Genomic DNA, 25,287 nt, shown 5'->3' on the forward strand with positions numbered 1-25,287 from the left:
GAGTCTTTTTGCAAATAAAAGAAATCATTGTCGTTGAAGGAAAAGATGATACGACAGCTATTAAGCGTGCCGTACAAGCAGATACTATAGAAACAAATGGATCTGCTATCTCTGAAGAAACATTGAAGCGAATCCAACATGCTCAAGAAAAGCGTGGTGTTATTGTATTTACGGATCCTGACTACCCAGGACGTCGAATACGTGCCATTATTGAAGAGCGTGTTCAAGGAGTGAAACATGCCTTTTTACCAAAAGCCAAAACAATTGCGAAGAATGGTAAAGGCTTGGGGATTGAGCATGCAGCTGACGATGATATACGGGAAGCATTACGACATGTCTATACCCCTAAACAAGATGTGCCAAATGAAGATGATATTACACTGGAAGATTTAATGACAGCGCGTTTGATTGGCTATCCACAATCAAAACAGCGACGTGATCGACTGGGAGAAATTTTAAATATTGGTGCTACAAACGGTAAACAGCTTCATAAAAGGTTAAAAATGTTTCAGATTACAGAACAGCAATTTGGTGCGGCGGTCGCACAGTTAGATCAGGAGGAAAATGATGCATAAGGATATTGCAACACCAATTCGTACACAGGAAATTTTAAAAAAGTATGGATTTTCATTTAAAAAAAGCTTAGGACAAAACTTTTTAATTGATCCTAATATTTTACGAAATATTGTAAGTCACGCAAATTTAACGGAAAATAGTGGCGCAATTGAAGTTGGTCCTGGTATTGGTGCCCTAACAGAGCATTTGGCGAGAAGTGCCAAAAAGGTTGTTTCCTTTGAAATTGATCAACGTTTATTACCTGTGCTAGAAGACACACTTAGTCCATATAATAATGTGTCTATTATCCACTCTGACATTCTTAAAGCAGATGTTGCAAAGATTATTGCGGAGGAAATGCCAGGTATTGAAGATATTATGGTCGTTGCCAATCTACCGTATTATGTTACTACCCCAATCTTAATGAAATTGCTAAATGACCGATTACCAATCCGAGGTTTTGTTGTCATGATGCAAAAAGAGGTGGCTGATCGTATAACGGCTAAGCCTGGAACGAAGGAATATGGTTCATTATCTATTGCGATTCAGTATTATGTTAAGGCTGATATTGCTATGACTGTACCAAAAACAGTGTTTATGCCACAACCAAATGTCGATTCAGCGGTTATTCGGCTCATCAAGCATGACGAGCCACCAGTAAAAGTAATAGATGAGGATTTTTTATTTGTTGTGACTCGAGCATCTTTTGTTCAAAGAAGAAAAACAATCTACAATAATCTGCAAGCTGGTTTACCAAATGGGAAGGCACAAAAGGAACAAATTTTACAGGCATTAGAGGCAGCTACAATTGAGCCAACTCGTCGAGGAGAAACACTTACTATTCAAGAGTTTGGAAAATTAGCCGATGCACTATATCCTGTGTTTGCAAAGTAAGAATTTTTGTTAACATTTTTTCATGGATGTAAAAAAATATATGCTTTTTATAAAAAATAAGTTGACAAGATTTATAATGGGCTGATAAAATATTATATTTTGTTGACATTTTTGGGCGATTCGCTTATACTAGTTAGTAGTGAGGTGTAAGCGAAAATGCCAAAAACTTTAGCGGACATTAAAAAGTCGTTGGATTGTCATTTGGGTAAACGTTTGCAATTAAAAGCAAATGGTGGTCGCAAGAAAACGGTTGAGTGTGCAGGGATATTACGTGAGACATATCGCGCTATCTTTGTAGTAGAGCTCGATCAAGAAGACAATACGTGCAAGCGCGTATCGTATAGCTACACAGATATTTTAACTGAAGCAGTAGAGATTACATTTTTAGACGAAGCAAAAGCTGCTGTCGCAAAATAGTTTCTAGTACTTATTTCTATATTTTAGAAACACTCATGTATGTTAAAAACTACATGAGTGTTTTGCGTTTTCACGGGCATACTAAATTCGTCAGTTGTTAAAGGAGGAGTTTATATGCCTAGAAAAGGTATCATGTCACCTCGATTAAAAGAAGAGATCGCAAAAGAGCTTGGATTTTATGATGTTGTGCAAAAGGAAGGCTGGGGCGGCATAAAAGCTCGAGATGCTGGTAATATGGTCAAACGTGCCATAGAAATGGCTGAACGGGCAAGTAATGAGCAAGAGCATAAGTAGGCTATTTTTATTAAAGTAGTCATCTTATAAAGTTTCATTCAGCAAGGATAAAAATCCTTACTGACACAACAAATACAACTGACGAGAGAGAGCCGTTACTCCGAACAGGGTAAACGGTTCTTTTTTTCCATTTTCGCATTCTCATTATGGTAAAATAAAATGAATAATCTTGCGCGAAAAAAAGAACTGTTTATACGTGTAGCTATAAGGGAGGAAGAAAGATGCTTTATGTAAAGGCGCCTGCAAAAATCAATTTAACATTAGATGTACTTTATAAAAGGCCAGATAATTTTCACGAAGTAGAGATGGTTATGACAACTGTCGATTTAGCTGATCGTATCAGTCTTGAATCTCGAGAAGACGGTGTTATTCAAATTATTTCAACAGATAATTTTGTACCAAATGATCATCGTAATTTTGCGTATCAGGCAGCGCGTCTCATTAAAGATACATACGGCATTAGGCAAGGTGTATCCATTACTATTGAAAAGGAAATACCCATTGCGGCTGGACTTGCAGGTGGCAGTAGTGATGCAGCAGCTACATTAAAGGGACTAAATGAGCTTTGGGATTTAGGGTTATCGATAGATGAATTAGCGGAGCTGGGTGCTAAAATTGGCTCGGATGTTTCGTTTTGTGTCTATGGTGGCACAGCACTCGCTACAGGCCGTGGAGAAAAAATAGCTGAATTACCAGCCCCTCCAAACTGTTGGGTTGTATTAGCAAAGCCTAAAATTGGCGTGTCAACGGCTGAGGTATATGGGGGTCTTAAGGTTGAAGGGTTGAAACATCCAAATACCAAGCAAATGATACAAGCGATAGAAACAAAAGATTATGAGCTATTATGTTCTTCATTAGGAAATGTTTTGGAAACTGTAACATTTAACTTACATCCAGAAGTTGTGATGTTAAAAGAACAAATGAAACGCTTTGGTGCAGATGCTACGTTAATGAGTGGAAGCGGCCCGACTGTGTTTGGACTAGTTGATAGTGAAGCTCGTGTTAGTCGCATTTATAATGGTTTACGTGGTTTTTGTGAGGAAGTTTATGCAGTGCGAATTTTAGGTGAGCGGAATACGCTTGCTTAGAAACGCAAATTTGTGTTAATTTTACCTATAAATATTCGTGTTTAGGAGAGGGTCGCATGAAATGGAAGCGTAGTGAACGACTAGTTGATATGACGTACTACTTACTAGAACATCCACATCAGCTGATCCCGCTAACTTATTTTTCAGAACTATATCAATCTGCGAAGTCATCCATTAGTGAGGATTTAACGATTGTAAAGGAAACATTCGAAGAAAAAGGAATCGGGTTATTGATGACAGTGCCAGGTGCTGCTGGAGGAGTAAAGTATATTCCGAAGATGTCCGAGGCAGAAGTACGTTTAGTCATTCAGGATTTAAAGGCAGAGCTTGAACATTCAGATCGATTGTTACCAGGCGGTTACTTATTTATGACAGATTTGCTAGGAAACCCAGATTTAATAAATCGTGTAGGAAAGGTCTTTGCTTCTGCCTTTGCAGATCAACAAATTGATGTCATAATGACTGTAGCAACTAAGGGGATATCCATTGCCCATGCCATTGCAAGACATTTAAATGTACCAGTAGTAGTTGTGAGAAGAGACAGTAAAGTAACTGAGGGCTCTACAGTTAGCATTAACTATGTGTCTGGTTCTTCCAGAAGAATTCAGACAATGGTATTATCAAAAAGAAGCATGAAGAGTGGACAACGTGTGTTAATTACTGACGACTTTATGAAGGTCGGTGGTACTATGAACGGCATGAAAAATCTATTAGAGGAATTTGACTGTCAGCTAGCAGGCATCGCGGTGCTTGTGGAGGCTGAGCATGCGGACGAAACTTTAGTAGATGATTATTATTCACTTGTAAAGCTTCATGAAGTAAACGAAAAAGATCGTACAATTGCATTAAGTGAAGGTAACTATTTTTCTAAAAGGGGACATGACAAATGAAAGTAGTAGCAACAACAAATGCGCCAGCAGCAATCGGACCATATTCACAGGGGATTATTGTTAACGGTATGTTTTATAGCTCTGGTCAAATTCCATTAACAGCTACAGGTGAATTAGTGGAAGGCGATATTACTGCTCAAACAAATCAAGTGTTCGCTAATTTAAAAGCAGTTTTAGCGGAAGCTGGAACTTCTTTAGATCATGTTGTGAAAACAACGGTTTTTATGAAGGATATGAACGACTTTATCGCAATGAATGAGGTTTATGCAGGCCATTTTGGTGACCATAAACCAGCACGTTCAGCTGTAGAGGTAGCTCGTCTTCCGAAAGATGTGAAAGTAGAAATCGAAGTTATCGCAATCGTAAAATAAAATAATTCGTTAAGTTCCCTAAAAAGAAAGGCTCTTCTTTTTAGGGAATTTTTTTAAGCTGACAAACAATTGTCAAAAATTCCGTATATAAGAAAAAATATTATTCTAATAAGTATTCAAATTTTTTAGAAAATTTGATAGACTATTAAAAGGAAAATATTCGGTAATTGAGGATATGATATTTTCATGAAGGCATCTAAGAAGAGAGGTGGTGAGAAAATGGAAGTTACTGATGTGAGATTACGTCGAGTACAGACGGATGGTCGCATGCGTGCGATTGCTTCCATTACACTTGACAATGAGTTTGTTGTTCATGATATTCGTGTAATTGATGGAAATACTGGTTTATTCGTAGCTATGCCAAGTAAACGAACACCGGATGGGGAGTTTAGAGATATTGCGCATCCAATTAATTCTGACACTCGAAATAAAATTCAAGAGATCATTTTAAACGCCTATCATAACTCTAGCGAAATAGAGGAAACGGGCAAAGAGGAAGAATTAGAGGGTATTGGTGTGTAATAAAAAGGGAATAAATACCTATTAAAGGATTTGCTACAAATTAATGTGTAGAAAATGAGGAAGAACTCTTCTAGTAGGAAGGGTTCTTTTTATTTTGATAAAAAGAGAATATGAGTAATTTTAGGATATACTTCATGACAATCGAGCATAAGGTGCAATGGATTTTGTAATTCATCTTTTTGTCAACTCTACATGCCTTGAAAATAGATGAATTTTGCTATATAGTCATAAGAGAAAATGAGCGTATTGGAGGACTTACAGATGAGCAATATTTTTGCTGTCATTTTGGCTGCAGGTCAAGGTACACGTATGAAGTCCAAATTATATAAAGTGCTCCATCCAGTATGTGGGAAACCAATGGTGCAACATGTGGTGGATCATATTCAAACGTTAGATGTAAATCGCATTGTAACGGTTGTTGGACATGGTGCAGAGAAAGTGCAACAACAGCTTGGAGATAAAAGCGAGTATGTTCTGCAGGCCGAACAGCTAGGTACAGCTCATGCTGTTCAACAAGCTGAGGCTATTTTAGGTAACGAAGAAGGAACTACATTAGTTGTATGTGGGGATACACCACTAATTCGTCCTGAAACAATGCAGGCTTTATTCGAACATCACCAAGCAAAGAATGCTAAAGCAACTATTTTAACAGCGATTGCGGAAAATCCAACTGGCTATGGTCGTATTTTACGTGGCGATAACGGACAGGTTGAGCAAATTGTTGAGCAAAAGGACGCTTCAGCAGAACAGCAATTAGTAAAAGAAATAAACACGGGCACATACTGCTTTGATAACAAATTGTTATTTGAAACATTGAAGCTTGTGAAAAATGACAATGCACAAGGTGAATATTATTTACCGGATGTCATTGAAATTTTACAAAAGCAAGGTGATATTGTTGAAGCTTATGTCACTGATGATTTTGAAGAAACATTAGGTGTCAATGATCGTGTAGCTTTGTCACAAGCTGAGACATTAATGCGTACGAGAATCAATGAAAAACATATGCGTAATGGTGTCACAATTATACATCCTGAAACAACGCATATTAGCGCAGACGCAGTTATTGGGCGCGATACGGTTATTCAACCAGGCTCAATGATTGAAGGTGCCACTGTTATCGGTGAAGATTGCATAATTGGACCAAATACTCAAATTGTAGATAGTCGTATTGGTGACCGCACAACTGTACATTCTTCTGTTGTACGTGAAAGCGCTATTGCGGATGATACAGCTATTGGGCCATTTGCTCATATTCGACCACTTTCAGACATCGGTAGCCATGTGAAAATTGGTAACTTTGTAGAAGTGAAGAAAAGCAAGCTAGATAATGACACGAAAGTATCACATTTAAGCTATATTGGTGATGCAGAAATAGGCAGTAACGTCAATATTGGCTGTGGTTCCATTACAGTAAATTATGATGGAAAAAACAAGTTCAAAACAATTATTGAAGATGATGTATTTGTAGGATGTAATACTAACTTAGTAGCACCAGTGAAAGTTGGAAAAGGTTCATTTATTGCAGCAGGTTCTACAATTACTAAAGAAGTTCCTGAAGACGCACTAGCAATAGCTCGTGCACGACAAGAAAACAAACCGAATTATGTAAGCAAATTAAATTCAAAATAATTATCAACTAAACAGGAGGCCATCATGCCGTATCATTATGCAAACTCACAATTAAAAATATTTTCACTTAATTCCAATAATCCATTAGCTCAAGAAATTGCGCAGGAAATGGGCGTTGAATTAGGTAAATCTTCTGTTAAGCACTTCAGCGATGGAGAAGTTCAAATTAGCATTGAAGAAAGTATTCGTGGTTGTGATGTGTTTATCGTGCAGTCTACTTCTGCACCAGTAAACGAACATTTAATGGAGCTTTTAATTATGGTAGATGCAGTTAAACGTGCGTCTGCTCGTACAGTAAACGTTGTAATGCCTTATTATGGTTATGCACGCCAAGACCGTAAAGCAAAGGCGCGTGAGCCAATTACAGCTAAATTAGTGGCTAACCTACTTGAGACTGCTGGTGCAACACGTGTTATCGTATTAGATTTACACGCACCTCAAATCCAAGGTTTCTTCGATATCTTAATTGACCACTTAATGGCGGTACCATTACTATCTGATTACTTCAAATCTAAAGGTATTCCAGATGATGAAATCGTGATTGTTTCACCAGACCATGGTGGGGTAACACGTGCTCGTAAAATGGCTGAACGATTAAAAGCACCGATTGCAATTATTGACAAACGTCGTCCGAAACCAAATGTTGCGGAAGTTATGAACATTGTTGGTAATGTTGATGGTAAAGTGGCAATCTTGATTGATGATATTATTGATACAGCAGGTACAATTACAATTGGTGCCGATGCTTTACGTGCTGCTGGCGCTAAAGAAGTTTATGCTTGCTGCTCACACCCTGTATTATCTGGCCCAGCGATTGAACGTATTGAAAACTCTTCTATTAAAGAATTAGTTGTGACAAATACAATTCAGTTGCCAGCAGAGAAAAAATCGCCTAAAATTACGGAGCTTTCTGTAGCTAAATTAATGGCTGATGCTATTTCTCGTGTTTATGAAAACAAATCTGTAAGTACTCTATTTGATTAATAAATATGGCGAGTTAAAGACAAATCTACCTTTTTGGGTGGATTTGTCTTTTTTATATTCATTTTTGTGAAGGTGACGTAATAGATGAGTGCTTTTGGTGTGAATCATCTCACAAAGGGGTATAATAGATAATGTGTCTTAATAATATTTACTCTAAGTTAAAAAATAGAGCTAAATATTATCATAGCCTTCAACAAATACATTGTTGATAAGGCGTAAATAATTTTCTTGGAAGGGGAATAAAGAGGTATGAGTACAGTATTAAGTGTTACAAGGCGCGAAACTGGGCATCGTTCGACATTAACCCAACTTAGAAAAGGGGGAGCCATTCCTGCAGTTATTTACGGCTATAAGTTAGATTCAACCCCAATTTCTATTGCTGCAAAAGATTTTAAAAAATCCATTCAAAAAAATGGGCAAAATAGTGTGTTTTCACTAGAGTTAGAGGGGAAAAAAGTGAATGCTGTTGTGTCAGAGGTACAGCAATGTTCATTGAAAGATGAAGTAAATCATGTCGACTTTTTAGCTATTAATATGGCTGAAGAGTTAGAAGCTGATGTTCCGATTAAATTACTTGGTCAGTCAGTTGGAGTAAGTGAGGGCGGTATTTTAATGCAGCCTAACTTAGAATTGAAAGTGAAAGTAAAACCTGCGGCGTTACCTGAATCAATTGATGTTGATATTTCAGCATTGAAAATCGGGGAAACCCTAACGGTAGCAGATATTCGTGAAAAAATACCTGTTGAAATCATCAGTGAAGATGACTATATATTAGTAACCGTTGTGGCGCCTCCTTCTGTAGGGGAAGAGACTACAGAAAGTGTGGAAGAGCAAGTATAAAAGTAAATAATAGGTAAGGCTAATAAGGAGGCTACGGCTTTCTTATTAGCCTTTTTTTATGTCAGTAGGATTGTACAAAATGCTTTCTAGGTGTGCTATATGGTAAAATAATGACTATTAGATTGGAAAGAAGAGAGAGGTACTTATGAAAATTATCGTTGGATTAGGAAATCCAGGTAAACCTTATGAACATACAAGACATAATATTGGCTTTGATGTTATTGATGCATTAGCAGAAAAATGGGGGACACCTTTAACAAACTCGAAATTTAATGGGATGTATACAACTGTACATCGACCTGAGGGAAAGGTTCTACTTGTTAAACCTTTAACATATATGAATTTATCAGGGGAATGTGTCGGTCCCCTTATGGATTATTTTGATATTGATGTAGAAGATTTGATTGTTATTTATGATGACTTAGATTTAGAAACAGGTAAATTACGTCTGCGACAAAAAGGAAGTGCAGGTGGTCATAACGGCATTAAATCCTTAATTCAGCATCTTGGTACTCAGGAATTTAATCGTATCCGAGTAGGGATTAGCCGCCCACCAGCTGGTATGAAGGTAGCAGACTATGTATTAGCAAGATTTTCAAAGGACGATCAAGGTCTTATTGAAGAAGCCATTGAAAATTCTGTAAATGCTGTTGAAGCATCTCTTTCAAAGCCATTTCTTGATGTGATGAATCACTTTAACGCTAGCAAATAGATGGAATGCCACTAATAAATTTCCGTTAAAGTCTTTGGATAATTGGACTGGTTTAAGGTGAATGACTACAGACCTTTTACTATCATGACAGCTGATGTTTGTAGTGATTAGTCTTTACTACAAGCAAAAATCAATTCTCTAATTTTCAAGTTATTGCAATGCGGATGCCATTGGAAAGTGCATAATCCGTTTTATAAATGTCTATACTTTAAGTAGAAAGCTGCTTAAAGGAGGATGATTTGGAGATGTCAGTTCGCTACCGATGTCGGCATTGTGAAGTAGAAATAGGGACACTACCATTTGATGCAGATGATACAATTCGAAAATTGCATATTTTTGAATTGGGAGAAGCAGATGATTATGTTGAGAAAGATCAACATGGACAAACGACTGTGCACTGCATTTGTGAGCAATGTGAGGATTCGCTGAAACAATATCCAGATTATCACGCACTCAATAAATGGATTCAATAATTGGAAGGATGCTTTGACGCACTTCATGTGTGTTCAAGGCTTTTTCCATTTTATAAAATAGCTGATAAGAAAGATAAATAAAATAGTACTAGAATAATAGCATTGAAAATTTAGAATTTTATGCTGAAAGGAGCTTTTGACTGTGGAGGTTTTACGACAGCTTGTGTCGCAGGATAAACATATTACATCATTTTTACAGGAGATTCAGAGCGGTCAAACTGCATCACAGCTTATTACTGGTTTAACAGGAAGCGCACGCCCCGTAATGGTCGATGCGTTATTTGAGCATGTGAAGAAGCCAATCTACATTGTTTCTCCTAATCTACTGCAGGCACAAAAGATGGTTGATGAGCTTGCTGGAATATTAGGTGAAGAGCATGTTCATTATTATCCAGCGGATGAATTCATTGCAGCAGACCTTTCTGTTGCTTCACCAGAACTACGTGCGGAGCGAATTGCAACACTCGATTGCTTAGCTAGAGGTGAGAAGGCTGTCTACGTCATACCAGTGGCAGGTTTACGGAAAATAATGCAGCCTAAGGAACATTGGCTACAATATTTTTTACAAACAGCTGTAGGCGATGAGATTGAAATAGATACTTGGTTACAAACATTAGTTGAAATGGGCTATGTGCGTAATTCAATGGTAACGACACCTGGAGAATTTGCGTTGCGTGGAGGCATACTAGATATTTATCCACCTTATTTGGAAGCACCTATTCGAATTGAATTATTTGATACTGAGGTTGATTCCATACGAACATTTTCAGCAGATGATCAACGTTCGATTGATAAATTACAAAAGATTCGTATTCTTCCTGCTTCAGAGGTCATTCTAACTAAGTTAGAAAGGCAGGCATTAGCAGGCCGTTTAGAAGCGGCATTGGCTGCAAGCCTAAAGAAGGTTAAAAAGCAGGAGACAAAGGAACTTCTGTATCAATATATTCAATATGATATTGAATTGTTACAGCAAGGGAATTTACCCGACTACGTAAATAAATACGGCTCATTATTATACGATAAAACAGCTTATTTAGGAGATTATTTTGCACAAGATGGTATTGTGCTCTTTGACGAGCTTGGACGCATTCAGGAAGTGATGGATGCATGGGAACGTGAAGAGGATGAATGGTTTTTATCTTTAATTGAAGAAGGAAAAATGGTTCATGATGTCAAACCTGCCTTTACATTAAAAGAAATACAAGCAATGTTGTCACAACAGAAGCTATCATTTTCATTATTTTCAAGAACATTTGCTGGAATAACGTTTAATAAGACAACTAATTTCTCTTGTAAGCCAATGCAGCAATTTCACGGACAAATGTCATTGCTTCAAACTGAAGTCGAACGTTGGTTACTTGGTAAATTTACCGTACTGATTGTTGCAAGAGATAAAGAACGTGTTAAACGAGTTCAGCACATGCTTGGAGAATACGATATTCATACGGCTATTGGTGAACCAACAGAACCTGGTATTTATATAGTAGATGGTGGCTTGTCGAGTGGCTTTGAATTGCCACTGCAACGTCTAGCAATTGTGACAGAAGACGAGCTTTTTAAACAGCAGGCAAAGAAAAAAGCACGTACACAAAAAATGACTAATGCTGAACGTATTAAAAGCTATACGGAAATTAAACCAGGTGATTATGTTGTACATGTTCATCATGGGATTGGTAAATATATTGGTGTAGAAACATTAGAGGTCAATGGTACACATAAGGATTATTTGCATATTCGCTATCGTGCAGACGATAAACTATACGTACCTGTAGAACAAATAGACTTAATCCAAAAATATGTGGCGTCAGAGGATCGTGAACCGAAGCTACATAAATTAGGTGGCGCTGAATGGAAAAAGGCTAAAGCGAAGGTATCTTCTGCTGTACAGGATATTGCCGACGATTTAATTAAGCTATATGCGAAGCGTGAAGCTGAGAAGGGGCATGCTTTTACACCTGATAATGATGACCAGCGTAATTTCGAGTCATTGTTCCCTTATGAGGAAACAGAGGATCAGCTACGTTCTATTGTAGAAGTGAAACGAGATATGGAGCGAGAACGCCCTATGGACCGTTTAGTGTGCGGTGATGTAGGCTATGGTAAAACCGAGGTAGCCATTCGTGCAGCATTTAAAGCTATTCAAGATGGTAAACAGGTTGCATTCCTCGTTCCTACAACGATTTTAGCCCAGCAGCATTATGAAACCATCCGTGAGCGCTTTCAGGATTTTGCCATTAATGTTGGCCTGTTATCTCGTTTCCGAACGAAAAAGGAGCAGTCTGCCACATTAAAAGGCTTAAAAGAGGGGCGCGTTGATATAGTTATAGGAACACATCGAATTTTATCTAAAGATTTAATTTTCCAAGATCTTGGTTTGTTAATTGTTGACGAAGAACAACGCTTTGGTGTGACACATAAGGAAAAAATTAAACAGCTAAAGACAAATGTTGATGTTTTAACTTTAACGGCAACTCCAATCCCGAGGACACTTCACATGTCAATGGTAGGAGTCCGAGATTTATCTGTTATTGAAACGCCTCCTGCTAACCGATTCCCGGTTCAAACATATGTGATGGAGCACAGTGGTGCATTAGTGCGAGAAGCTATCGAGCGGGAAATGGCGCGTGGCGGACAAGTGTTTTATTTATATAACCGAGTAGAAGATATGGCTCGGAAGGTTGAGGAGATTCAAGTGCTTGTCCCTGAAGCACGTATAGGCTTTGCGCATGGAAAAATGACAGAGTCAGAGCTGGAATCTGTGATTTTAGCCTTTTTAGAGGGTGACTATGATGTGCTTGTTACAACAACCATTATTGAGACAGGCGTCGATATACCAAATGTGAATACATTAATTGTTCATGATGCTGATCGCATGGGCTTAGCGCAGCTCTATCAATTACGTGGACGTGTTGGTCGCTCTAACAGGGTAGCCTATGCGTACTTTATGTACCAGCGTGACAAAGTATTGACAGATGTAGCGGAACAACGATTGCAGGCAATTAAAGAATTTACTGAGCTAGGCTCCGGCTTTAAAATTGCTATGCGTGATTTATCTATTCGGGGAGCAGGTAACTTACTTGGTGCGCAGCAGCATGGCTTTATCGATTCAGTCGGCTTTGATTTATACTCACAAATGCTTCAGGATGCCATTGCTGAACGTCAAACAGGCGTGAAAAAAGAAGAAAAGCCAGATATAGAAATATTGCTAAGTGTTGATGCTTATATCCCCGATGCCTATATTCCAGATGGGTATCAAAAAATCCAAATGTATAAACGTATTAAGGCAATGGATCAGGTGGAGGAGTACGAAGAAATCATGGAGGAATTGGAGGATCGATTTGGCGATCTTCCAATAGAAACAGAGCGTTTACTACGAATAGCAAGAATGAAGGTTTGGGGCTTAGGTGCTGGAGTAGTATCTGTAAAGGAAAAGCAAAAAATTATTACTATCCTATTATCCGAACAGGGGACAGCCAATGTCGATGGCAGTAAGATTATTGAAGCGTCAATGAAGTTTGAGCGTGCTGTTGGCTTTGGTATGGATGGCATGCAGTTGAAATTAACAATCGATGAGCGTAAGAGCGGAAAATATCCACCCTTTGATATTTTGGAAGAGCTAATGCAAATTATCGATAAGGCAAAAAAATAGCAAAAGGCTAATCTTATCTTTTTATGGAAGAGATAAGATAGCCTTTTTATTTTTCCAGTTTTTTTTATGAATTGATTATAGAAATTTGTTCCTTGGGTAATCTAATAAGGAGTTGATTGATGTAAGTAATAAAGTTTTTTGAAAAAATTTGATGGTTGTGAAATCCTTTTTCTTCAGTTTTTGCATAGATTGTTTAAAAAAAAACCATACTATAGTTGAATAAAAATTTCATTGTAGCGAAAGCGAGGCATTAGAATGAAGGCAACAGGAATTGTTCGTCGTATTGATGATTTAGGGCGTGTGGTTATTCCGAAAGAAATTCGTAGGACGCTACGTATTCGTGAAGGCGACCCGCTTGAAATTTATACGGACCGTGAAGGTGAAGTCATATTAAAAAAATATTCGCCCATCAATGATTTGGGTGAATTTGCAAGAGAATATGTTGAAACACTTTATGAAACATTAGGAACACCAGCATTTGTCACTGACCGCGATGAGGTAATCGCAGTTGCAGGGATTGGTAAAAAGGAATATATTAACCGTCGCATTACATCCTTTGCGGAGAGCTTCATGGAAGAGCGCTCAACAAAAATAGAAAAAATGGAGACAACGATTGAAATTGTCCCTGGGCAATATGAGCAAGTGAAATCGTATTGTGCGACACCTATTATGGTGAACGGTGATCCGATAGGTTGCATTATTGCCTTATCTAAAGTACATTTTGTCGGTGAAGTAGAGGTAAAAGTAGTGGAAACAGCTGCAAACTTCTTAGCTAAACAAATGAATAGTTGATGCATGGAAAAGTTATTGCGATGACCTTTAAGGCTGAACAATAACTTTTTTTGCGTACATAAAGATTGGTCAATATAGGAACAGTATAGCTCCTTAGCGCGTCAAACTTTTGAGATATGCTATACTATTGGCATTGTTAAGAAGGAAAGAGGGCAATTTATGTCGCAACGTTTTGGCATGAAAAGCTACATGAAGGGTGCCGCCTTATTGACAATAGCGGCTCTTATTGTAAAGGTTCTTAGTGCAATTTATCGTGTACCTTTTCAAAATCTAGTTGGAGATGAAGGCTTTTATATCTATCAACAGGTATATCCAGTTATATCGATTTTCGTTGTTTGGACATCTAGTGGCTTTGCTATAGCCATTTCTAAAATGCTTGCAGATAATGATTGCATTGTTGATACAATAGAACGTAATCAAAGACGAAGCACTATTATGCGTGTGGTTTTCCGGTATTTGACGGTGTTATCGCTACTGTTTTTTGCTGTTTTATTTGGAGGAGCTGAAAAAATTGCCCAATTGATGGGAGATGCTCAATTAGCACCATTGATTCGCTCAGGCTCATTTGTAGTATTGGTTATGCCAGCATTGGCTATTTTAAAAGGTGGCTTCCAATCTAGAGGCATTATGGAGCCGATTGCTTATGCCCAAGTCCTCGAACAAGCGGTAAGAGTTACTGTTATTTTAGCAGGAACATTTATCATTATGACGACTACTAAATCCCTTTATGGTGCAGGTGAAATGGCTGTTATTGGTACTGTAATTGGTGAAATTACGGCCTTGTTATTACTTGCCTATATCTCATATAAACGTTTTGGGCTAAAGCTAACTAAACTACAACTACATCCTATTTCAAGTTTGCCCATTGTTAAAGAGGTGACATGGCTAAGCTTAAGTGTCAGTATGAGCGGTCTTCTACTACTTGGATATCAGCTTGTCGATTCGTTTACGATATATTCAGCATTAATTGATAATGGCATGAATCCTACAATGGCGAAGGAAACAAAAGGTATTTATGATCGTGGACAACCTTTAGTTCAACTAGGTGTTGTCATTGCATCCTCATTGTCGCTTGCTATTGTTCCGCTTGTTGCTCATTTATCTAAAAAACAAGAGGGGCGCAGTGCAGTTCCATTTATACAATTAACGTACAAAGCGTCCATACTATTCGGCTGGTCTGCAGCCTTGGGTTTAATGCTAGTTATGCCGTATTTAAATGAAATGCTTTTCAAAACGAATACTTTATCCGAAGTATTAATCGTCTATGTATTCCAAATTGTACCATTATCGATTATTCTTACATTTACAGCGATTTTACAAGGCTATGGAAAATTAAAAAAGCCAGCTCTATTTTTAATGCTAGGTTTTCTGCTAAAAATGATACTGAATGTACGATTAATCGGTTGGTTAGGTGTATTAGGAGCGGCTATCGTAAATGATATAGGATTATTATTAACAGCGATTTTACTAATTATTTATTTAAAAACATTGACTGGCATTCAGCTAGCATCTGTCGATTTTTATAAAAAAGTTGGGACAGCCTCTTTCAGTATGGCAGTCGTTGTACTTGTCTGGTTACAGTTTGTATCGGCAATCTTAAGCCATTCACTGTCTTCACGTATGGTAGCTATGGTGACGGGTTTAACAGCTGTATCCATAGGGGCATTTGTTATGCTGACTGTCATTGCGAAGAAACGAGTATTAATGGAGAAAGAGTGGTATTTATTGCCGTTTGGACGTAGAATGGCTGTTTACCAACTTTGGCTCAATTCAAAGAAGTAGGTGTGAATATTGAAAACTTTAACAATTATTGGCTTAGGTGCAGGGGATTTTAATCAGCTGCAAATGGGTGTTTATAGAAAATTAAAGGCTGCTAAAAAATTATATGTACGTACGATAGATCACCCAGTATTAGAGGAATTAGCAGCAGAGGGTGTTAAATTCGAAAGCTTTGATAAAGTATATGAAAAACATGATGCATTCCAGCCTGTCTATGCGGAAATAGCAAATGCACTTATTGAAGCTGCTGCTGTTGAGGATATTATGTATGCTGTGCCAGGCCATCCATTAGTTGCAGAACAGACAGTGCAACTGCTTATTGCAGCAGCGGATGAAGGCAAAATTAAGTTAGTTATTGAGGGTGGTCAGAGTTTCTTAGATCCTATTTTTGGTGCATTAAAAATTGATCCAATAGAAGGTTTTCAATTGCTTGATGGTACCAGTTTTTCAATGCATGACATCAACATGCGTCAACATATTTTGATCGCGCAAGTATACGATACATTTAGTGCCTCGGAAGTAAAGCTAACGTTGATGGAGAAATATGATGACGAGTACCCTGTGACGGTTGTGACGGCTGCAGGGTCTGCACAAGAACAGATTGTTACGGTACCTCTCTATGAACTCGATCAAAGTGTAGAAGTTAATAATTTAACAACAGTCTATGTACCACCTGTCAAATCGCAAGAAGAGGCATTAAAAGATTGGACAACATTCCGTCAGATTATTGCAACGCTAAGAGGTCCAAATGGCTGTCCTTGGGATCAAAAACAAACACATGAGTCGTTAAAAAAATACTTACTTGAAGAAGCACATGAATATTTGGCTGCTATAGATGCTGAGGACGATTTTGCAATGATCGAGGAACTTGGTGATGTGCTATTACAAGTATTTTTACATGCACAAATTGGAGAAGATGAAGGTTACTTTACGCTTGAAGATGTGTTAGCTTCCATTAGTGAAAAAATGATTCGCCGCCACCCACATGTTTTTGGTGATGTTGCAGTGGAAGATGCGGACGATGTTGTGGCCAATTGGGAGGCTATTAAGGCTGAAGAAAAGGGTACTAGCGATAAACCACTATTAGACGAGGAGTATAGAGCCTCTTCTGCATTACAAACAGCATATAATTACCAAAAAAGAGCTGCAAAAGTGGGCTTTGACTGGCCAGATGTGGATGGGGCATGGGATAAATTTGTTGAGGAGTGGCAGGAATTTCGCCAGGAAGTAACGAAAGGCTCTAATGCATCCCGTTTGGATGAATTTGGTGACGTGTTGTTTACACTAGTAAATTTAGCGCGTTTCTACAAACTGTCACCAGAAGAGGCTATGCTACATGCAAATGAAAAATTTGCACGACGTTTCGGTTATGTAGAGGAACAGGTAAAGATCAGTGGAAAGTCTTTTTCCGATTTTACATTAGAGCAATTAGATGCATTTTGGAATGAAGCAAAGCGACTAGAAAAGGAGTAAAAAGATGAGACTAGATAAATTTTTAAAAGTATCCCGTTTAATAAAACGCCGCACTTTAGCGAAAGAGGTGGCAGATCAAGGTCGTATCACAATCAATGATAAGGTAGCGAAAGCTAGTAGTACAGTAAAAGCAGGAGATGAGCTAGCTATTCGTTTTGGTCAAAAAATAGTGACTGCACGTGTAGAAGAATTACGTGATACGGTGAAAAAAGAAGATGCCGCAAAAATGTTTACCATTTTGAAGGAAGAAAGACTAGAAAAGGTTGAACCTGAATTTATTGATGATGAGGATTAAAGTTAAATTTATTTTTTAAACCTCCTAATGTTGTCCCACCTTTCTTTTGTGGATGAAAGTATTACACAACTTAAATAAAGTTGTCATGCTTTGAAGGTTGTCCGCATAAAGTGAACAGAAGCTAGGACGACTAAAGGAGGAAAAAAATGACGCTACATCAAGAAAGTAATCGTTACACAATTCCATCTGGAGAGCATATTTTAACGATTCGTAATCGTAAAAGAATGGACATGACTTCTGTAAAATCAATTGAACGCTTTGATCAGGAAGAGTTTTTCATTAAGACGTCCCAAGGGCACTTGTTAATTCGCGGAGAAGAACTGCATATCGTTCATTTAGATGTTGATAAAGGATTATTGACGCTTGAAGGAACTGTAAAAACCTTACAGTACGACGAGGAGGAAAGTGGCTTCTCGAAAGGTTTCCTTCATAAGTTATTTGGATGATTGTTAGTGAACAATTATATCAATTAATTGTCATGGTTTTGAGCGGTATAGCAGTTGGTTTCATTATTGATAGTGTAAGGCTCGTAGTTTTTTCAACTCCAAAAAGGTCAAGCCTTCGAAAGTGGATGATGATTGTTGAATTAATAACATGGATTCTACTTGGGGGAGCGACATACTATTTATTATTTTGGCTAAAAGACGGCGCTTGGCGGGCTTATGACCCGCTAGCGCAAATAGCCGGAATTTTTTTGTATCAATCGTTATTTCAAAATTTTTTACGTTTCATTGCTAGAATTGTGGTGAATATAACTTGGAGACCCTTCTGGTTCATTGTACGCTTCATAGTCGCTGTTATTCGACAAATTTTGCAGCTATTCATAAATATAGTAATGTTTGTTATAAGACCTTTTGTCAAAATTTATTCCTATTTGTCCTACACTTTTTTTAAAAAATTACGATATTTGAAGTATAATAGAAAGCAACAATAATTTTCGGAGGTGCGGGCATGACTAGACGTCATTCATCAGATGATGAACAACAAAATTTCACGAAGCTTGATAATGACTATGTCCGTAACACGGATAGAGCTATAAATCGCAAACAGCAGGCTCGTAAACGTAAATTGCGTCGTATTGTCTTTTTTGCGATTGTACCAGTCATTATTATCGCTCTTCTCTTAAATGTGCTATCACATCAAAATGAAACTTTAGCAGCAAAAGAGAAATTAAAGAAAGAAGCGAATCAGCATCTCACTGAATTGAAAGAAGAACAAGATACATTAAATCTTAAAATCAAACAATTACAGGATGATGAATATATCGCAAAGCTATTAAGAAAAGAGTATTACTTATCTGATGAAGGTGAGATTATTTTTATCATTCCAGATAAGGAAGATAAAAAAGACGACTGAAAAGCTGTGTATTGTTGACACTCTTTTATTGTTATATATAATGAAAAGAGAAGCTTAATGCAATAAAAGGTTTGATTAAATTGATTACATGGCTCAAATGAGTCGCTTAATTTTTAAGGAGGAGCATTTTTTTTATGTCAATTGAAGTAGGCAGCAAGGTACAAGGTAAAGTAACAGGAATCACAAATTTTGGAGCATTCGTTGAGCTGCCAGATGGCAAAACAGGCTTAGTTCACATTAGTGAAGTTGCTGACAATTATGTAAAAGATATCAATGAGCATCTAAAAGTTGGAGATGAAGTTGAAGTAAAAGTGATGAATGTTGAAGCGGACGGGAAGATCGGTCTTTCAATCCGTAAAGCAAAGCCTCAAGCTGAGAGACCAGAACGTCCAGCACGTCCACGTCGTGATAATCGTTCTAATGATCGTAACGAACGCCACCAGCCAAAAGAAAATTTTGAGCAAAAAATGGCACGCTTCTTAAAAGATAGTGATGAACGTCTAGCAACACTTAAACGTGCTACAGAATCAAAACGCGGAGGTCGCGGAGCTAGAAGAGGGTAGTTTGCTGACTGTTTTAATCGTAGAAAAAGTGTATGAAATAGAGTTGGGATTAGCTTTTTAATAAAGCTAATCCCTTTTTTTCATTTACCTACAAAGTAGAAGAAGGTCTCTTTTTCTTTTTTGTGGGGTTTATTGTTTTTTCATCGGCAGAAGCTATGGATGTTTTCTCCACTGGATGAGTAACCATTTTGACAAGTAAGAAAACACCATATACACTCACGGCAAGTCCACAAAGTAATAGGATTATTTGAACAAAAAAAGGTAAATTAATAAGAATTGAAATAAGAATAATCATCGAGCCACTTCCGCAAATTAACGCGGCTTTTGTTAATGCACTCAAGGGAATTTAACCTCCTAAAAAACACTCTTTTCTTTAGTATGCCATATTTTTATACGCAGTCACATAGCTATAAATGAACAGACGGATAGATGGGAATAGTGACAAAATAGATTACAATAAAAATAGGCGCCTCAGAATTTAGTTCTGAGGCGCCTATTTGAGATGACCCGTACGGGATTCGAACCCGTGTTACCGCCGTGAAAGGGCGGTGTCTTAACCACTTGACCAACGGGCCTACTATGGTGGCGGCCGAGGGGATCGAACCCCCGACCTTACGGGTATGAACCGTACGCTCTAGCCAGCTGAGCTAGGCCGCCAATTACTATATGGAGCGGAAGACGAGGTTCGAACTCGCGACCCCCACCTTGGCAAGGTGGTGTTCTACCACTGAACTACTTCCGCACAGTCGTTTAAGCAACAAGTTAAATAATACAAGCCAAACGTGCTAGTGTCAAGTAGGTTTTTTAAAAAAATATATTTCGTAAAAACTAGCATAGAAGAGTATTTTAGCGGATTTTTTGTTCTTACGTAGAAATGTATCGTGGTAACAGTTGAATAAAGTGATTGATAGCTCATAGAATGCCCTCGCACTAAGCTTTAAGATGAATAGCAAGTCATTACAATTTTGTTTTTATAAGTGGATTTTTCAACGTTTTTCATGAATGTTAGGCTGTTGCGAAAGAAATTGTTGCCAATTCTCGTATTTATGAATAGCTATTAGTCGAAATATTTATATTTTTTTCTGTCAACGTCAGACAATCTTTCCGCACATAATTTTTTATAATAACCAAAAGTGCGGAAAGGGGATAATTAAATGACAAGTATTGAATGGTATAATACAACGAATGTAGATGACCAAAAGATCGGTATGAAAAAGAAGCAGATCCTAATAGGTTCTCTCTTTTTTTTAACCGCCTTTTTCTTAGCTCAATCTGTTGTATTTGAAGCAGCTGTACCGTTCTCAGTTCCTTTTTGGGCCATTATTCGAACAAAGTATAGGGAGTATGCCAAATTCGTTTTATTCGGTAGTTTAGCAGGTTGTTTTTTCCTTGGTTTTGGACAAGTCTTCATTCTAGCGTTACAAATTGTTATGTATGAATGTATCATGCGTTTCCGTTACTGGCAGTTGCCCCAAAGTATTGCGGTGTCTTTAGCTGTATTACTGGTACAAATAATGTGGCAAGGGGTGATGTATCAAGGCTTACCACCAGTGCTTGTACAATTTTATGTAGGCTGTGAGGCAGCTCTAGCTCTTATTATGACGCTGTTTATGCAAGTGCTATTTGTTAACTCGTATGAATGGTTTACGAGTCATTGGACATATGAGAAGCTAGGCTCTGGATTAGTCGTGTTTGCTGCCATGCTTACTGGGATGCAAGCAGTTGTGATTAGCTATTTCTCACTCCCCATTTTTTTATTGCAGCTTTTTATCTGTTTTGGTGCATTGGTTGGCAGTGTCCCATTAGCAACAGTAATCGGAGCAGTGCTGGGAACTCTTATCGGTATTGCTAAGCTTTCATTTACCGGGATGCTTTCAGTTGCGACCTTAACGGGGCTGTGTGCAGGAATGGGAGCTAAAGGTGGTAGATTTGGTGTTGCGATCGGTAGTATTTTGCCAAGTGTCTTTTTTTTATTTTATGACGCCACACTGCCTTTAGATAGCGTGTATTTTACCTCCATTGCCATCGGGAGCATTCTTTTTCTAACGATCCCAAAGAAATATTCAGATAGGGTGAGGGACAAGCTTTTCCCACAACGTGAGGAGATTTTACTGGCACGACAGAATTGGTTAACCGAACATGTAACGTATAAATTAGAGCATTTTCAGCATTTTGTACAATTCATGAAGGAGCTTGTATTTGATCGCTTTATGACGGCTCCAGTTGAAGCTGCGAAGGAAGTATCTCCAATGAACACTTGTTTAAGCTGTTTCCGCTATGAACATTGCTGGGGTGCTAAAAATAACGGTATGGACAAGCTTGTGACAGACTGGTTTCATATGAAAGGAGTAGGCAAGGAATCAGCTATTCATCGTGTAGAAGAACAAATACGGTATAAATGCGTAAAATCGACGAAGATTTTCGAGGAATTAGATACAGAGCTTTATAGGGAACGCATTAATGGGCAGTACTTTCATGGTAAAAAAATGATTGCCCTGCAACTTCGTGATATGAGTAACCATTTAAACCAGTTAATCGCTGAGATGAAGGAGGATGCAATTTCATTTGTTAGTGTAGAAAAGGATATTGCTGAACGCTTAAAGGATGCCAATATTGAATGTTTTCAACTAGATGTGCTTAGCAATAAGCCAGGTGCAAGAAAGATTGTTTGTGCTTTAGCACCAGCACGTGTCAACTGGGAGGAAGATACAACATTAGCTGAACGCATGATTCTGCCAATTCTTTATGAGATTTTCGATGAACCTTTTGAAATAGAAAAAGTAATAGCCTGTGAAATACCGTTTCGTCATGTTCAAATATGCTTTAGATCAGCTATTAGCTTTGAAGTAGAGTATGATATATATAGCATGTCGAAAGATGCAACACTATATTCTGGAGACTCTCATGCCCTCTTCCAATTGCATCCAGGACTATTTGCCATTTTGCTGTCTGATGGTATGGGGCAAAATAAAGAAGCACAACATGAAAGTAGAAAATTGATCCACTTGATGCGAGAGTGTCTTAATTACAATATGAATCCGGAAACGGCGATGCATACATTGCATTATGTTATGTCATTAAAGCAACAGGATGATATGTATGCAACACTTGATTTTGCACTTGTTGATTTACAGCATGGTGATTTGTGGTCGTGGAAGGCTGGAGGTATGTCGACCTATATTTTACGTGGAAAAGAGGTGCTGAAAGTTGAAAGTAATGCAGCACCTGTAGGATTTTTATCTATTTCAACAGTAGAAGCTGAAAAAAGAAAACTGAAGGCAGGAGACGTTATTTTAATGCACTCAGATGGCCTGTTTTCAAGTGTAGATGATTGGGATGAGCAAGAGGAAACATTTTTAGCTTTTGCACAGCAGGTTGCCAGTACAAATAAAACCATTCAAGAAAAGCTAACAACGATCATGCAATCATTCCAAGGGTATTTCGAAATAGAAGATGACTGTACAGTATTAATGTTAGAGGTGACGCATGTTGTACCGACATGGGCTGTCTTTAGACCAGCTCAGTATTCTATGAGTAATTCATCTTAAAATAACAACGAAAAGGGGAGGAGAAGCGTTTGTCATTTGAATTAAAGGTCAAAACATTTATTGAAGAAGAGCAATTATTACAGCAAGGCGATCATCTTCTCATCGCCGTTTCGGGTGGGGTAGACTCTATGGCGTTACTCCATTACTTTATCCAAACACAGGCGCAGTGGAACATTCAGGTGGAAGCAGTACATGTCGATCATATGTTGAGAGGGCAAAACTCTGCTGCAGATAGAGCATTTGTCCAAAAGTATTGTGACGACAATGGTGTTTACTTACATGCTACAGATATTCCAATACCTGCAATTATGGCACAGGAAAATGGTAATACACAGTTAATTTGTCGTAGGGAGAGGTATCGATATTTCAAAGAAATCTTGAGAAAAACAAATGCCAATAAGCTTGTAACTGCACATCATGCGGATGACCAACTGGAGTCAGTATTAATGGCCCTTACAAAAAATGCAACAATGAACAGTATGCAAGGCATACGTCCTCAACGATGTTTTGAAGGCAAATCATTAATTCGTCCGTTTTTAACGGTTACAAAGTCTGAAATAAGGGAATATTTACTTAGAAAAGGTTTGGATTATCGAGAAGATGCTAGCAATTCCAAAGACACCTATGTACGCAATCGCTTTAGACATCATGTGGTGCCTTTACTGGAGGCAGAAAATCCGAGAGTGACTGAGCAGGTGGCCCATTTCACAAAGCAATTGCAAGAAGACGATACCTTTTTAATGACATTAGCCCAAGATGTATTTTCTCAAACCATCATAAGAAGTAACGAAAATACATATAGCATGGAAATTGAGGCTTTTCAATTGGTACCACTTGCTTTACAAAGGAGGCTCATTTTAATACTATTAAACTATCTTTACAAAGATTCAAATACGATACAAAGTTATGCTTTATTGACTTCAATTTTAAAGCTTTGTGATACAACAGCAGGGTATGCTGAAATTCACTTGCCTGAAGATTTTCTAGCAGTTCGCCTTTACGGGAAATTAACGATTCAGAAGAATAAGCCATTAGAAGGCCAAACATCTCCTGAGAAACAAATGATTACGGCTGCTGATGGATGGACAACACTGACAAATGGTGAACGCTTATGCGTAGTCAATTTGCATGATTTATCGTCTGAATTGCTGACGGATACTGCACAGCTTTTTTATTTTAACGCTAGCAAACTCCAACTACCGCTCTATATTCGAGCACGCAAGGACGGAGACAGAATGCTGTTAAAAGGAATGGATCAGCCAAAACGCTTATCTCGCCTTTTTATAGATGAAAAGATTCCTTTAAATGAGCGAAATAGCTGGCCGTTACTGATTTCTCAATCTGATGAGGTGGTAGCGGTAATTGGTGTGCGTATGGGAATATTTTTTTCAACCACTCCGCAACCAAACGATGATACAGTGCTCATCGTAGACTAAGGTCTTTGTAAAATATTTCACCATAATTGGTTGAAAATTTTTTGATACATCACGAGGAGGAATCGATATGTTACAAAACGACATCGAAAAAATTATGATTACAGAAGAACAACTGCAAGAAAGAATTGCACATTTAGGTGCACAATTAACAGAGGAATACAAAGATGCATTCCCATTAGCTGTTGGTGTGCTTAAAGGAGCAATGCCATTTATGACAGACCTAATGAAACGCTTCGATTCTTTCATCGAATTGGATTTTATGGATGTTTCTAGTTATGGTAATGCTACTGTGTCATCGGGTGAAGTGAAAATTTTAAAAGATTTAAACACAAGCGTTGAGGGACGTGACGTATTAATTATCGAGGATATTATCGATAGTGGTTTAACGTTAAGCTATTTAGTAGATTTATTTAAATACCGCAAAGCAAAGTCCATCAAAATTGTTACATTATTAGATAAACCATCAGGCCGTAAAGTGGACTTATCTGCTGACTATGTTGGTTTTGAAGTGCCGGATGGCTTTGTTGTAGGGTATGGCTTAGATTACGCAGAAAAATATCGTAATTTACCTTATATTGGTATACTGAAGCCTGAAGTTTATTCTTTCTAAGTTACAAAAACCAGCTATAAATGCAAAGGCCTCCAGCGCAAGTCATGTATTTTTCGTTATGTTTAACATAATTCAAAATCTTGACACAATGTTCAGCTATATCGAGTCCAAGGA

General features: G+C 37.9%; 26 protein-coding genes and 3 tRNA genes. 25 read left to right on the forward strand and 4 right to left on the reverse strand.

What is annotated here, in order from left to right; all coding sequences use genetic code 11:
- Nucleotides 1-8 precede the first annotated feature (8 nt).
- The 22 genes from rnmV (at nucleotide 9) to MHI04_RS00430 (ending at nucleotide 19,579) form a co-directional block, all read left to right on the forward strand.
- Nucleotides 9-575 carry a ribonuclease M5 gene (rnmV, locus tag MHI04_RS00325; protein ID WP_036122312.1) on the forward strand — a complete coding sequence of 189 codons (567 nt, stop codon included), beginning with the start codon at nucleotides 9-11 and terminating at the stop codon, nucleotides 573-575.
- The gene (gene rsmA / locus MHI04_RS00330) at nucleotides 568-1,449 is read left to right on the forward strand and encodes a 16S rRNA (adenine(1518)-N(6)/adenine(1519)-N(6))-dimethyltransferase RsmA (RefSeq protein WP_036122314.1); all 882 of its coding nucleotides are present in this window, start codon (nucleotides 568-570) and stop codon (nucleotides 1,447-1,449) included. Before rnmV ends, rsmA begins: the two co-directional genes overlap by 8 nt.
- Before the next feature lie 156 nt (nucleotides 1,450-1,605).
- Complete coding sequence (locus MHI04_RS00335) at nucleotides 1,606-1,866, forward strand: Veg family protein (protein ID WP_004229199.1); 261 nt, start codon at nucleotides 1,606-1,608, stop codon at nucleotides 1,864-1,866.
- Between the two features lie 114 nt (nucleotides 1,867-1,980).
- Nucleotides 1,981-2,160, forward strand: a complete 180-nt coding sequence (locus MHI04_RS00340; RefSeq protein ID WP_036122317.1) for a small, acid-soluble spore protein, alpha/beta type — start codon at nucleotides 1,981-1,983, stop codon at nucleotides 2,158-2,160.
- A gap of 221 nt (nucleotides 2,161-2,381) precedes the next feature.
- Entirely contained in the window at nucleotides 2,382-3,248 is an 867-nt protein-coding gene (gene ispE, locus MHI04_RS00345; RefSeq protein WP_036122319.1) for a 4-(cytidine 5'-diphospho)-2-C-methyl-D-erythritol kinase, read from the forward strand.
- 56 nt (nucleotides 3,249-3,304) lie between these two features.
- Nucleotides 3,305-4,138, forward strand: a complete 834-nt coding sequence (purR, locus tag MHI04_RS00350) for a pur operon repressor (RefSeq protein WP_004229190.1) — start codon at nucleotides 3,305-3,307, stop codon at nucleotides 4,136-4,138.
- A complete protein-coding gene (locus tag MHI04_RS00355; RefSeq protein ID WP_036122322.1) occupies nucleotides 4,135-4,509 on the forward strand; it encodes a RidA family protein in 375 nt (124 codons plus the stop codon). The genes purR and MHI04_RS00355 overlap by 4 nt, the downstream gene beginning before the upstream one ends.
- 219 nt (nucleotides 4,510-4,728) lie before the next feature.
- On the forward strand, nucleotides 4,729-5,031 hold the full coding sequence (gene spoVG / locus MHI04_RS00360) for a septation regulator SpoVG (RefSeq protein ID WP_036122325.1): 303 nt from the start codon (nucleotides 4,729-4,731) through the stop codon (nucleotides 5,029-5,031).
- A gap of 261 nt (nucleotides 5,032-5,292) precedes the next feature.
- On the forward strand, nucleotides 5,293-6,663 hold the full coding sequence (gene glmU / locus MHI04_RS00365) for a bifunctional UDP-N-acetylglucosamine diphosphorylase/glucosamine-1-phosphate N-acetyltransferase GlmU (RefSeq protein ID WP_141905714.1): 1,371 nt from the start codon (nucleotides 5,293-5,295) through the stop codon (nucleotides 6,661-6,663).
- Between the two features lie 24 nt (nucleotides 6,664-6,687).
- Nucleotides 6,688-7,647: a ribose-phosphate diphosphokinase gene (locus tag MHI04_RS00370; protein ID WP_036122331.1), complete on the forward strand. Its 960-nt coding sequence runs from the start codon at nucleotides 6,688-6,690 to the stop codon at nucleotides 7,645-7,647.
- Between the two features lie 249 nt (nucleotides 7,648-7,896).
- A complete protein-coding gene (locus tag MHI04_RS00375) occupies nucleotides 7,897-8,487 on the forward strand; it encodes a 50S ribosomal protein L25/general stress protein Ctc (RefSeq protein WP_036122334.1) in 591 nt (196 codons plus the stop codon).
- Between the two features lie 145 nt (nucleotides 8,488-8,632).
- Nucleotides 8,633-9,199 carry an aminoacyl-tRNA hydrolase gene (gene pth, locus MHI04_RS00380; RefSeq protein ID WP_036122336.1) on the forward strand — a complete coding sequence of 189 codons (567 nt, stop codon included), beginning with the start codon at nucleotides 8,633-8,635 and terminating at the stop codon, nucleotides 9,197-9,199.
- Between the two features lie 245 nt (nucleotides 9,200-9,444).
- The gene (locus MHI04_RS00385) at nucleotides 9,445-9,672 is read left to right on the forward strand and encodes an anti-sigma-F factor Fin (RefSeq protein WP_004229176.1); all 228 of its coding nucleotides are present in this window, start codon (nucleotides 9,445-9,447) and stop codon (nucleotides 9,670-9,672) included.
- A gap of 142 nt (nucleotides 9,673-9,814) precedes the next feature.
- On the forward strand, nucleotides 9,815-13,321 hold the full coding sequence (mfd, locus tag MHI04_RS00390; protein ID WP_342535241.1) for a transcription-repair coupling factor: 3,507 nt from the start codon (nucleotides 9,815-9,817) through the stop codon (nucleotides 13,319-13,321).
- Nucleotides 13,322-13,576: 255 nt separating this feature from the next.
- Entirely contained in the window at nucleotides 13,577-14,113 is a 537-nt protein-coding gene (spoVT, locus tag MHI04_RS00395) for a stage V sporulation protein T (RefSeq protein ID WP_036122344.1), read from the forward strand.
- A 159-nt stretch (nucleotides 14,114-14,272) separates the two neighbouring features.
- Nucleotides 14,273-15,895 (forward strand): oligosaccharide flippase family protein, encoded by a 1,623-nt coding sequence (locus MHI04_RS00400; protein WP_036122352.1) that lies wholly within the window; start codon nucleotides 14,273-14,275, stop codon nucleotides 15,893-15,895.
- Between the two features lie 9 nt (nucleotides 15,896-15,904).
- Complete coding sequence (mazG, locus tag MHI04_RS00405) at nucleotides 15,905-17,365, forward strand: nucleoside triphosphate pyrophosphohydrolase (protein ID WP_342535242.1); 1,461 nt, start codon at nucleotides 15,905-15,907, stop codon at nucleotides 17,363-17,365.
- Nucleotides 17,366-17,369: 4 nt separating this feature from the next.
- On the forward strand, nucleotides 17,370-17,660 hold the full coding sequence (locus MHI04_RS00410; RefSeq protein WP_036122359.1) for an RNA-binding S4 domain-containing protein: 291 nt from the start codon (nucleotides 17,370-17,372) through the stop codon (nucleotides 17,658-17,660).
- Between the two features lie 146 nt (nucleotides 17,661-17,806).
- Nucleotides 17,807-18,106 carry a sporulation protein YabP gene (gene yabP / locus MHI04_RS00415; RefSeq protein WP_004229167.1) on the forward strand — a complete coding sequence of 100 codons (300 nt, stop codon included), beginning with the start codon at nucleotides 17,807-17,809 and terminating at the stop codon, nucleotides 18,104-18,106.
- Complete coding sequence (yabQ, locus tag MHI04_RS00420; protein ID WP_036122364.1) at nucleotides 18,103-18,594, forward strand: spore cortex biosynthesis protein YabQ; 492 nt, start codon at nucleotides 18,103-18,105, stop codon at nucleotides 18,592-18,594. Before yabP ends, yabQ begins: the two co-directional genes overlap by 4 nt.
- A gap of 17 nt (nucleotides 18,595-18,611) precedes the next feature.
- On the forward strand, nucleotides 18,612-19,016 hold the full coding sequence (locus tag MHI04_RS00425; protein WP_036122366.1) for a septum formation initiator family protein: 405 nt from the start codon (nucleotides 18,612-18,614) through the stop codon (nucleotides 19,014-19,016).
- A gap of 134 nt (nucleotides 19,017-19,150) precedes the next feature.
- Nucleotides 19,151-19,579 carry a S1 domain-containing RNA-binding protein gene (locus tag MHI04_RS00430; RefSeq protein ID WP_004229154.1) on the forward strand — a complete coding sequence of 143 codons (429 nt, stop codon included), beginning with the start codon at nucleotides 19,151-19,153 and terminating at the stop codon, nucleotides 19,577-19,579.
- 88 nt (nucleotides 19,580-19,667) lie between these two features.
- Here the strand turns inward: MHI04_RS00430 and MHI04_RS00435 are convergent, their stop codons facing one another.
- The 4 genes from MHI04_RS00435 to MHI04_RS00450 all read right to left on the reverse strand — a co-directional run bounded on the left by MHI04_RS00435 (nucleotide 19,668) and on the right by MHI04_RS00450 (nucleotide 20,321).
- Nucleotides 19,668-19,919: a hypothetical protein gene (locus MHI04_RS00435; RefSeq protein WP_036122369.1), complete on the reverse strand. Its 252-nt coding sequence runs from the start codon at nucleotides 19,917-19,919 to the stop codon at nucleotides 19,668-19,670.
- A 163-nt stretch (nucleotides 19,920-20,082) separates the two neighbouring features.
- Nucleotides 20,083-20,154, reverse strand: a tRNA-Glu gene (locus MHI04_RS00440).
- A gap of 5 nt (nucleotides 20,155-20,159) precedes the next feature.
- A tRNA-Met gene (locus tag MHI04_RS00445) sits at nucleotides 20,160-20,236 on the reverse strand.
- A gap of 10 nt (nucleotides 20,237-20,246) precedes the next feature.
- Nucleotides 20,247-20,321: transfer RNA gene (locus tag MHI04_RS00450), tRNA-Gly, on the reverse strand.
- 412 nt (nucleotides 20,322-20,733) lie between these two features.
- Here MHI04_RS00450 and MHI04_RS00455 point away from each other — a divergent pair.
- From MHI04_RS00455 to hpt, 3 genes are all read left to right on the forward strand, one after another.
- Entirely contained in the window at nucleotides 20,734-23,127 is a 2,394-nt protein-coding gene (locus MHI04_RS00455) for a SpoIIE family protein phosphatase (RefSeq protein ID WP_342535244.1), read from the forward strand.
- Between the two features lie 29 nt (nucleotides 23,128-23,156).
- Complete coding sequence (tilS, locus tag MHI04_RS00460) at nucleotides 23,157-24,563, forward strand: tRNA lysidine(34) synthetase TilS (RefSeq protein WP_036120667.1); 1,407 nt, start codon at nucleotides 23,157-23,159, stop codon at nucleotides 24,561-24,563.
- Between the two features lie 67 nt (nucleotides 24,564-24,630).
- On the forward strand, nucleotides 24,631-25,173 hold the full coding sequence (hpt, locus tag MHI04_RS00465) for a hypoxanthine phosphoribosyltransferase (protein WP_036120670.1): 543 nt from the start codon (nucleotides 24,631-24,633) through the stop codon (nucleotides 25,171-25,173).
- Nucleotides 25,174-25,287 lie beyond the last annotated feature (114 nt).

Source organism: Lysinibacillus sp. FSL K6-1151 (assembly GCF_038630755.1).
In the GTDB taxonomy this organism is placed as follows: domain Bacteria; phylum Bacillota; class Bacilli; order Bacillales_A; family Planococcaceae; genus Lysinibacillus; species Lysinibacillus fusiformis_D.